The 9,439-nt window shown below is 68.4% G+C and carries 13 protein-coding genes; 6 read left to right on the top strand and 7 right to left on the bottom strand.

Features of this window, described 5'->3' with window-relative positions:
• Nucleotides 1-464: hypothetical protein (locus tag AC16DP_RS38990; protein ID WP_483956956.1), on the bottom strand; the 464-nt coding region annotated here is incomplete at its 3' end.
• Entirely contained in the window at nt 454-975 is a 522-nt protein-coding gene (locus AC16DP_RS38985; RefSeq protein ID WP_329733493.1) for a Wall-associated protein precursor, read from the bottom strand. The genes AC16DP_RS38985 and AC16DP_RS38990, both read right to left, overlap by 11 nt.
• 95 nt (nt 976-1,070) lie before the next feature.
• On the opposite strand from AC16DP_RS38985, the gene AC16DP_RS38980 reads away from it, so the two are divergent.
• The 3 genes from AC16DP_RS38980 to AC16DP_RS38970 are packed head-to-tail and all read left to right on the top strand — an operon-like array spanning nt 1,071 to nt 2,584.
• Nucleotides 1,071-1,292, top strand: coding sequence for a hypothetical protein (locus AC16DP_RS38980; RefSeq protein ID WP_329733494.1), 222 nt, complete (start codon nt 1,071-1,073; stop codon nt 1,290-1,292).
• A 4-nt stretch (nt 1,293-1,296) separates the two neighbouring features.
• The gene (locus AC16DP_RS38975) at nt 1,297-2,034 is read left to right on the top strand and encodes a M15 family metallopeptidase (RefSeq protein WP_329733495.1); all 738 of its coding nucleotides are present in this window, start codon (nt 1,297-1,299) and stop codon (nt 2,032-2,034) included.
• Between the two features lie 43 nt (nt 2,035-2,077).
• A complete protein-coding gene (locus tag AC16DP_RS38970) occupies nt 2,078-2,584 on the top strand; it encodes a sensor histidine kinase (protein ID WP_329733496.1) in 507 nt (168 codons plus the stop codon).
• A gap of 2 nt (nt 2,585-2,586) precedes the next feature.
• On the opposite strand, the gene AC16DP_RS38965 is transcribed toward AC16DP_RS38970, so the two are convergent.
• The 4 genes from AC16DP_RS38965 to AC16DP_RS38950 form a co-directional block, all read right to left on the bottom strand.
• Complete coding sequence (locus tag AC16DP_RS38965) at nt 2,587-3,246, bottom strand: glutathione S-transferase family protein (protein WP_329733497.1); 660 nt, start codon at nt 3,244-3,246, stop codon at nt 2,587-2,589.
• A gap of 77 nt (nt 3,247-3,323) precedes the next feature.
• Complete coding sequence (locus AC16DP_RS38960; protein WP_329733498.1) at nt 3,324-3,887, bottom strand: LysR family transcriptional regulator; 564 nt, start codon at nt 3,885-3,887, stop codon at nt 3,324-3,326.
• A 44-nt stretch (nt 3,888-3,931) separates the two neighbouring features.
• A complete protein-coding gene (locus AC16DP_RS38955) occupies nt 3,932-4,240 on the bottom strand; it encodes a hypothetical protein (RefSeq protein WP_329733499.1) in 309 nt (102 codons plus the stop codon).
• A 112-nt stretch (nt 4,241-4,352) separates the two neighbouring features.
• Entirely contained in the window at nt 4,353-5,633 is a 1,281-nt protein-coding gene (locus AC16DP_RS38950) for an AmpG family muropeptide MFS transporter (protein ID WP_329733500.1), read from the bottom strand.
• A 232-nt stretch (nt 5,634-5,865) separates the two neighbouring features.
• Between AC16DP_RS38950 and AC16DP_RS38945 the strand changes: the two genes are divergently transcribed.
• Nucleotides 5,866-6,483, top strand: a complete 618-nt coding sequence (locus AC16DP_RS38945) for a glutathione S-transferase family protein (RefSeq protein ID WP_329733501.1) — start codon at nt 5,866-5,868, stop codon at nt 6,481-6,483.
• A gap of 45 nt (nt 6,484-6,528) precedes the next feature.
• Here AC16DP_RS38945 and AC16DP_RS38940 read toward each other — a convergent pair whose 3' ends face one another.
• Nucleotides 6,529-7,143 (bottom strand): hypothetical protein, encoded by a 615-nt coding sequence (locus AC16DP_RS38940; RefSeq protein ID WP_329733502.1) that lies wholly within the window; start codon nt 7,141-7,143, stop codon nt 6,529-6,531.
• Between the two features lie 206 nt (nt 7,144-7,349).
• Here AC16DP_RS38940 and AC16DP_RS38935 point away from each other — a divergent pair, with 206 nt between their 5' ends.
• Nucleotides 7,350-8,690 (top strand): AAA family ATPase, encoded by a 1,341-nt coding sequence (locus tag AC16DP_RS38935; RefSeq protein WP_329733503.1) that lies wholly within the window; start codon nt 7,350-7,352, stop codon nt 8,688-8,690.
• Nucleotides 8,687-9,430, top strand: coding sequence for an HNH endonuclease family protein (locus AC16DP_RS38930; protein ID WP_329733504.1), 744 nt, complete (start codon nt 8,687-8,689; stop codon nt 9,428-9,430). Before AC16DP_RS38935 ends, AC16DP_RS38930 begins: the two co-directional genes overlap by 4 nt.
• The last annotated feature ends 9 nt before the right edge of the window (nt 9,431-9,439 follow it).

Raw genomic sequence — 9,439 nt, 5'->3', positions numbered from 1 at the left:
GGCACGTTGGTCTCCCGGCACCAGTCGCAATCGATGGGCTTGTGGCGCCGGACGCGGCTCCTGGCCTCATCCACCGCCGCGCCGCCGAAGATGGGGACCGTGTGGAAGTAGGGAGGGGGGAGCTTGGACTGGGCGCTGCGCCGCCGGATGCGCACGCGAACGATTTCCACCGGGTCGAAGTCAGACAGCCCGGTCAGTCCCTCGGCGCGGAAGGCCTCCACGAAGCGGGCGGAGAGGAGGTGGCCACTCCCGGGCCCATTGACGTAGTCCCCGAACGCCGTGCCATACAGCGTCAGTTCACCGCGCCGTGGTGGCAGCCACGCTCGCATCCCAATGAAGGAGCCGCAGAGATGGCACCGTGGGGCCTCGCCAATGGTCCTTCCACTCCTCTCGAAATCCGTGTCGTGACTGGAGTCCATGGCGTTATCGAGGACGAAGAAACGAGGAGGGGCGTCAGAAGCCAAGGGGGAACCTCTTGAGCATGTCGGGACGGTTGTAGATGGAGCGCAGGTAGGCCTCGAACTCGCTGGCCGTCACGGACCTGTACTGCTTGAGCCATTTGACGACTTCTTTGTCTACCTTCCGGTGCCATTCCTGATAGCCGCAATGTGCCTTCTCGTCCACGGCCCGGGTGACGAAGCGGGGATCCCGTGGCTCGTAGACGCCCATGAGCGTGGGATGGTTATCCAGCGCCTTGAAGATGGGCTTGGAGATGATGTGGTGCAGCTGGCCCGTACAGGCGGGTGGCTCGGGCGCCTCGGAAGCTGCCTCGGCCGAAACCCCGGCGGCCTTGGCCTGCTGTTCTTCCTCCGCGACCTTCAGGGCCCGGAGGGCCTGGGCGATCTCCGTGGCCGTCCGGGTGTCCAGGGCCGCGCAGCCCGTGGGCCTGCCCTGCTTGCAATCACAAATGGCGGTGGAGTCACCCGCTACGCAGGGTAACTGCGTCGCGACGATCAGCAGAAGGACCGAGAGCATGCGCTCGACGCTACCAGACACACGCCGGAGCCCCCCGTGCAAGTCCGGTCCGCTCCGGCCTATGCTTGGACACCACCGACCCCCGGAGGAGCGCCATGGCTGGCAGAGACCCCAATCGCCGCATCTACGGTACGCAGCCCCTGCGCCGCGTGGGCGGCGGCCAGGACCGTTTCGACAAGGAGGCGCTGGAGGGCGCTCCGGAGTCTCCCGTCTCCTCCGTGCGCGAGCAGCGTCAGCTGAACGCGCCGCTCAACCCCGAGCGCAAGAGCTTCGCCGCGGCCCTCGAGCGGTTCGGCACTCCCGCCAAGAAGAAGTAGCCCGGTGCTCGGCCTGCTCCTGCTGGCTCTGGGCGCCGCACCCGCGCCGGACACCCCTCCGCGCGCGCTGGCGTGCCTGGCGAAGTGGTACCCGGTGGAGCCGGTGCAGGTGGACGGCGCGTGGTACGTCAAACTGGCGGGCACCACGTACCCCTGGGACGACGGCAGGACGAAGTCCTTCGAGGAGAAGCTCGAGTCCCCGGACCTGGAGGACACCTTCTCCATTCCCTACGTCCCCGGCCCCATCCGGCCCGTCACGCGCGAGAACGAGGACCCGGGGCGCATCCGCTTCGACCCGCTCTTCCACGCGGCCTACGGCGCCACCGAGGCCCGGGTGGACGTGGTGGACATCGACTTCCTCGGGCAGAGGCTGAAGGTGAACCGCAAGGTGGCGCCGGCCTTCGAGCGCGTGGCGAAACGGCTCGACGCGGAGGTGAAGAAGACGCCCTCCCTGCGGCCCTACCTGAAGAACCTGGGCGGCACCTTCATGTGGCGGAAGATCGCCCACACGAACCGCCAGAGCGCCCACTCGTACGGCGTGTCCATCGACGTGAACGTGAAGCGCTCGCACTACTGGGAGTGGGCGAAGCCGAAGGCGCCCGTGCGCTGGGCCAACCAGATTCCCCAGCTCATCGTGGATGCCTTCGAGGCCGAGGGCTTCATCTGGGGGGGGCGCTGGTATCACTACGACACGATGCACTTCGAGTACCGGCCGGAGTTGTTGGATTCGTCATGCAGGTGACCAATCTGGACGGCCATGGAACTGGTGGACGAGCGGGGACGACGTGAACGCGTACTACGCCCGGCTGCTCGGCCTGTCGCGGGAGGACCGCGAGCAGTTCGTGTCCTCGCTCAGCCATGACCTGCGCACGCCGCTGACGGCGGCGAAGATGAGTGCCCAGCTCATCCCCCGCCAGCCCCACCTGCCGGACAAGGTCTACTCGCTGGCGGCCCGGGTGCGGCAGAACATCGACCGCGCGGACCAGATGATCACCGACCTGCTGGACGCCAACCGCATCCGCGCGGGCCAGGGGCTGCCCCTCGAGGTGTCTGCGGAGGAGCTCTCGCGCGTCCACGGAGAGCGCTTCCACCTCCGGAGCGAGAAGCGGATGGAGGGCCGCTGGGATGCGCGGGCCCTGCGCCGGCTCGTGGAGAACCTGTGCGGCAATGCCATCCAGTCCATGGCCGCCGTCATGGCCGTGTGCGCCAGTGGCGCGTGCATGATGGCCCTGGGCGTGCCCGCGAGGAAGCAGGACGAGGGCCAGGAAGCCCCCGCCGCTTCCGCGGCCTGAGCTCAATCCCGGTCCGGCGCCCCCAGGGGGAAGAGTGGACGGAACGGCCGCGCCTCCTCCACCGCCCGCGCGAAGGACGGGCGGGTCAGCAACCGCGCGCGGTAGGCGCGCAGCACGGGATACGCCTCGGAGATCCGGTGCGTCCAGTCCGCGTAGAACAGCGAGGGCGCGGCCGCGCAGTCCGCCAGCGTGAAGTCCGCACCCGCGGCCCAGGTCCTGCCGGCGAGCTGCCCCTCGAGCCACGCATAGGCGCGTTCCAGCTTCTCCACGGCGAACGCCACGCCTTCCCGGCGCTTCACCGGATCTCCCGTCAGCGCACCGCCTACCGCATGCTGCACCGGGCTCATCACATGCAGGTCGAAGAAGCGGTCGAGGAAGCGCACGTCCAACGCGGCCATCGGCTCCGCGGGCAGCAGGCGCACGGGCCCGGGGTGCACGAGCTGCAGGTACTCGATGATGATGCTGGTCTCGGCGACGTCGCGCTCGCCGTCCACCAGCAGGGGGAACTTGCGCAGCGGCCAGCGCCGCAGCCACTCGGCGGAGTGCTGCGGTGTCTCCGGCCCGAGGGTGCGGAACTCGAAAGGCGTGCCGTTCTCGTACAGCGCGATGAGCACCTTCTGCGTGTACGAGGAGAACGGATGACCGTAGACCACGAGCGACATGGGGGACCCCGGGGGTTCGGGCCACTTGCCTTGTGCAAGGGCGGCCGGGTCATATTCCGACTGGTTGCATTTTGCAATCAGTCATCCGGGGAGCGGAACACCTTGCGGAAGTGCTCGGTCATGAAGTCGATGAACACGCGCACCCGCTGGGGCATGTGCTTGCGCTGCGGGTAGACGAGGGAGATGACGAGCGGCTCGGGCGCGTACGCCTCGAGCACCGAGCGCAGCCGGCCCTCGCGCAGGTCCGCGTCGACGAGCGAGCGCGGCAGCCGCGCCAGCCCGAGGCCCTCGAGCGCGGCCTCGCGCAGCACGGCGATGTCATCCACCACGAGCGTGCCCGACACGGGGACGACGGGGGTGCGGCCCTCCAGCCGGAAGTCCCACTTGCTGTCCTTCAGGCGCAGGCAGTTGTGCGCGGCCAGCTCGTGCGGCGTGGCCGGGGGCGCGCGCCGGGCGAAGTAGGCCGGGGCCCCGCAGATGAGCCGCTTCTCCGTGCCGAGCCGGCGCTCGAGCGCGGCCACGCGGGTGCTCACCGCCGGCCTGGACAGGCCGAGCCGGGCCGCCGCTCCCGAGAAGGAGTGGGCCCCCACGACACGGGCGAACACCGTCATGGCCACGAGGGCATCGAGGGAGGCGCCCACGATTGTTCTCCCGCCAGAACAGTGCGGGGGCGCCGAGCCGCCGGTCAGCGCCCGTCTGGCTTCTTGCCAGGGTAGGCCGACCAGTAGCTCTCGGGAAGCGGATTGGTCCCGAGGTCACTGCGCACGCCGTCGCCGTCCGGAATCTCTCCCACGCCGCCACAATCGGCCTCGTCCTGGGCCTCCTGCTCGCAGCGCTTGTGGAAGGCGTCGGGGGGTTCGTGCCGGGGTATCTGGTGGGCGCCCTGCTGCTCGCGGGTGGGCTCCTGCTCCGCCTGGCCGTGCCGCACGTCCGTGGGGCGTCCGAACATGTCCTCGGCGGGCTGTGCGGGGGGCCGTCTGTCCTGGTTCGCCATGATGCAATGCCTCCGAACACCAACGGTCATGACGTGCCCGCCTGGCCGCAAGGAAGCGGCCGGGTCAGGCAGGAGGGCGGACGGGCGGCGAGGCGGGAGCGCCCCCGCAGGCTCAGCGAGCCACGGCGGGAGCGGAGTTCAACTCGGCGGGGGCGGGCTCCGGCTCGGCCACGGGGGTGGCGATGCCCTCGGGGAGGAACTTGAGGAGCACGAGCGCGGGGATGGCGAGCACCACGGTGAGGCCGAAGAAGCCGGCCCAGCCCATGCCCTCGGCGAGGAAGCCGGAGGTGGCGGTGAGCATGCGGCCGCCGAAGTTGGCCAGCGCGGACAACAGCGCGAACTGGGTGGCGCTGAAGCGCTTGTTGCACAGCGACATGGTGAAGGCGCCGAAGGCCGTGGTGGCCATGCCGCCGCACACGTTGTCCGTGCAGATGGCCACCGCCAGCATGAGGTGGTTCTTGCCCACCAGCGCGAGCGCCAGGAAGGTCAGGTTGGTGAGGGCCTGGAGCGCGCCGAAGATGAAGAGGCTGCGGCGGGTGCCCAGCTTCGCGAGCAGCGCGCCGCCGAAGAGCGCGCCGGCGATGGTGGCGGCCATGCCCACGCCCTTGCTGATGGTGCCGACCTCCAGGTTGGAGAAGCCCAGCTTGAGGAAGAAGGGCGTGGTCATGCCACCGGCCACGGCATCCCCCAGCTTGTAGAGGAGCAGGAAGAGCAGGGCGAGCAGCGCGCCGTCACGGCGGAAGTAGTCGACGAAGGGGACGACGGCGGCCTCGGTGAGGGTGCGCGGCGGACGCTGGCCCTGGGGCTCGCGGGCGAGCACCGTGGCCACCACGCCCACCAGCATGAGCGAGGCCATGATCCAATACGTCTGGGACCAGCCGATGAACTGCGAGAGGCTGAGGGCCACGGCGCCGGAGGCGATCATCCCGAAGCGGTAGCCCATGACGAAGGTGGCGACGCCGAAGCCGCGCTCGGCCTCGGAGAGGGTGTCGGTGCGCCACGCGTCGGAGACGACGTCCTGGCTGGCGGAGAGGAAGGACACCAGCAGGGCGAGGCTCGCCATGGTGAAGGGGTCGTCCTTGGGGTTGACGAGGCCCATGGCGGCGATGGCGCCCATGAGGCCCACCTGCGTGAGCAGCATCCACCCGCGGCGCCGGCCCAGGAAGGGCAGGGCGAAGCGGTCCATCAGCGGCGCCCAGATGAACTTGAAGGTGTAGGGCGAGGAGACGAGGGTGAAGATGCCAATCGTCTTGAGATTGACGCCCTCGTTGGTCATCCACGCGGACAGGGTGCCACCCACGAGGAGGAGGGGCAGACCGGAGGCGAAGCCGAGCGCCACGAGGAGCCAGGCGCGCGGGCTGCGAAGGACCTGGAAGATGGAGGGCTTGGACATGGGCAGGGGCACAGAATACCGGTCCCCGGGCGGATTCCATCCTTTGTGTCGGGGGTGCGGCCGATACAGTGTCCGCCCGGCTGCTGTCCGAGCCCGTGTCTGTCATCCGCGGGGCGCTCGGCGCCCCTGCCCGCCCGCCCGGGAGCCGGAGGGACGGGGGCCCCGCTCATGGCTCGCGTCCGACGGGGAGGTGGCGTATAGGGGCGCCCTCCCTTCCCCAAGGAGAAGCACCATGAAGCTCTTCCAGCACCCGTTCTCCAGCGCCGCTTTCAAGGTCCGCGCCGTCATCCACGAGCTGGGCCTGCCCGTCGAGCTCGTCACCGTCGACATGATGAAGGGCGAGCACAAGTCGCCCGAGTTCCTCGCGAAGAACCCCAACGGCAAGGTGCCCACGCTCGTCGAGGACGACGGCTTCTGTGTCTGGGAGTCCAACGCCATCCTCTGCTACCTGGCCGCCAGGAAGCCCGAGAGCGGGCTGCTGCCTGGCGACGCGCGCGGCATGGCCCAGGTGCAGCAGTGGCTCCAGTGGCAGGCCACCACCTTCTCCGTCTCCACCAACGAGGTGATGGGCGAGACCGTCTACGCGAAGTTCTTCGGCCGCGGTAAGGACGAGGCGAAGTACGCCGCCGGCATGGAGAAGGTCCGCCGCGACCTGGCCGTGCTGGAGAAGGCGCTCGCGGGCAGGGAGTTCCTCTGCGGCAAGCTGACGCTCGCGGACTTCTCCCTGGTGTCCGGCCTGTTCCTGCGCACCCCCATGGGCGTGGACCTCGAGGCCTTCCCGAACGTGAAGGCCTGGGTCGCTCGCATGGAGTCGCGCGAGAGCGTCCGCAAGTCCCTGCCTCCCATGTAGTGGGCAGGGCCGGCCCTCTCCCGAGGGGAGAGGGAGGGGGGCGCACTACCAGCGCTGACGCGACTCGCGACGGTCCTCGCGGCGCTCGCGGCGGTCCTCGCGCAGCTCCTGCTTCGTCTGCTGCACCTCCTGCTGGGCGATCTGGATGAGCTGCACGATGAGGTTGCGCTCGCGCTGCAGGTCCGCGTAGTTGCGGTTGCCCATCACCCAGTGGAGCTCCCGGGCGATCGCCATTCGCGTCTGCAGCGAGGCCGCCTCGACGCGCGCGTCCCGGACGTCGTCCCGGCGGTCGCGCCGGTCATCCGCCGCCCCACGGCCCCAGTTGCGGTCCCGGCGCACCTCGCGGTCGCTCCGGCGCACCTCGCGCTTGTCCTTCTCCAGCTCCGCGCGGCTCTCGGCCAGCTCCTTGCGCAGCAGCTCGCGCAGCCTCGCCTCCACCGCCGTCATCTCGCGCTCGTCCTGCCGCGACCAGGCCTGGTCAAAGCGTCCCAGCACGTCCTGGAGCTCGGCCACGTCACGGCGGTCATCCCGGAGCTCACGCTTGTCCGTGCGGACCTCGTGACGGTCCTGGGCACGCTCGCGCCGGTCGCCCCACTGCTGGGCCTGCGCGCTGCCGGCGAGAAGGAGGGAGGCGACGAGCGCGGAAGAAATGCGGTTCATGGTGTTCATCCTGGGGTTGGGGTCGTTTCCGTCAACACCGAATCAGACGGGGGGACGCGGGATTTATTCGAACCCCGATGAACGCCCGGGTTCTGGGACTCCGGGTGAAGTCCTTCGCTCATCAGGTGCATGGGGGTGCAATGCCGTATAAGCAGAGCGAGGATGCACGTGGGGCTGTACCCGGAGCATGGGAGCGAGGGTGAGGTATGTATATCCGGAAGATCATGCTGGAGAACATCCGCGGCTTCGGCGAGGGCGAGCGCCGCGTGGAGTTGGACCTGGCGCGACCGGATGGCAGCTACGCGGGATGGACGGTGGTGGCCGGACGCAACGGCTCGGGGAAGTCCACGTTCCTCAGGGCCATGGCCATGGCCGCCGCGGGGATGGATGCGACCTTGACGTTCCAGCAGACTCCCTCGAGCTGGATGAGACGGGGCTCCAGGAGTGCTCATGCCGCCGCGACCCTGATCGTGGATGAGCAGGTGGACTCCTGGGATTCTCAAGAACTGGGCGCTCTCCAGAAGGAATTCGTTGCCGAGCTCAAGCTCCACAGCAGGGAGTCCTTGATGGGCTCCTCCGCGGTCACTCAGACCACCTGGGACATGAGCGGAAAGGCCAGGCCCAAGGACGCATGGGTCTGGCTGGTGGGGCGGGGCTGGTTCATGGCGGGTTACGGTCCCCACCGGCGATTGACGCAACGCCTCGCCACGGCACAGCAGGTCATCGGCTCACCCAGACTGACCCGGATCGCAGGGCTCTTCCGGGGCGAGCTGGATCTCGCGGAGAGCGTCGAGTGGCTCCAGTCTCTCCACTACCTGTCGCTCAACGGGAAACCCCAGGCGGGGCAACTGCTCGAGGAGGTCAAGAAGCTGCTCAATGATGGGCTCCTCCCAGGCTCGGTCGAGATCGTGGATGTGAATCCCGAGGGGCTCTGGGTGAGGCAGAGGGGCCTGGAACTGTCGCTGTGGGAGATGAGCGACGGTTACCGGACCGTGACTGCCCTGGTGACGGATCTGCTCCGATTGCTGAGCGAGGCCTATCCGGATTTCAAGTTGGAGCTGGACCGGGGGCTTTGGAGGGTCCCATATCCGGGAGTCGTGCTCGTGGATGAGCTCGAACAGCACCTCCACCCCTCCTGGCAGAAGGATATTGGCTTCTGGCTCAAGGAGCATTTCCCCCGCATCCAGTTCATCGTCACCACGCACAGCCCGTTCGTCTGCCAGGCCGCGGACCCCAACGGGCTCATTCGTCTCTCGGCGGATGAGGAGGCAGGTGGTGCCGCTCACGTCTCCGAGCAGGTCTACCGCACGGTCGTGAATGGCACCGTGGACGAGGCCGTGCTCACCGAGCTGTTCGGGCTGGACCACCCCTACTCGAAGGAGTCGGAGCGGATCCGCGACCGGGTCGCGCGGCTCGAGGCGCGGCTGCTGCGAGACAGCCTCAGCCCTCAGGAGCGGGAGGAGCTGGATGTGCTCGTGGCCAGGCTCCCGGACACGAACAGCGAGTTCGTGGAGCGGACCCTCCGCAAGTACGAGCATCACGAATGAGGAAGCTGGAGAGACCTGGCCTCAGTCCAGGCACCCTGGTACTGCTGGCGGAGCGGACGGGAGAGATTGCCGCCGCGGTGGAGCCAGCGGCCGAGGCACGGCGTCTCTGGGAGCGGAAGGACAAGGCCGCGTTCAGGGAGATTCGCGACACGCTCCGCGCCATGGCCCCGGGCCGGGAGCGCTGCATGTATTGCGAGGACAGCGCGGCCAAGGACATCGAGCACTTCTGGCCCAAGGCGCGCTATCCTCTGCGCACCTTTGACTGGCTCAACTATCTGCTGGCGTGTGGCGACTGTAACAGCAATCACAAGCGAACCCGGTTTCCGCTGGACGATTCCGGAGCGCCTTTGTTGATCGATCCCACCGTGGACGAGCCGACGGAGCACCTCGAGTTGTCGCCCGTCACCGGGCGTATCGCCGACCTGACACCCAGAGGGGCCGAGAGCATCGAGGTGTTCGGGTTGAACAAGCGCGATTACCTGGTGCGGGGGCGGCAGGCGGCATGGAGAGCCATCGGACGGATGCTTCGGGACTACGATGAGTTCTGCACGCAAGGTGATTGGAGGCGGGCACTCCAGGTCCAGGAAGACGTCTGCCAGAACGGTTTCGCCAGCGTATTCGTGTGGTTCATCCGGATCGCGACGGGACCCCATGCGGCACACTACATCCAGCGCGGATATCTGGACTCCAGATGCCTGGCCATCTTGGAGAAGTACCCGGATATAAAAGGCTGGCTTTGAATCAGGCGG

The organism is Archangium sp. (assembly GCF_057119385.1).
This window is presented reverse-complemented; position numbering and strand designations above follow the sequence as displayed.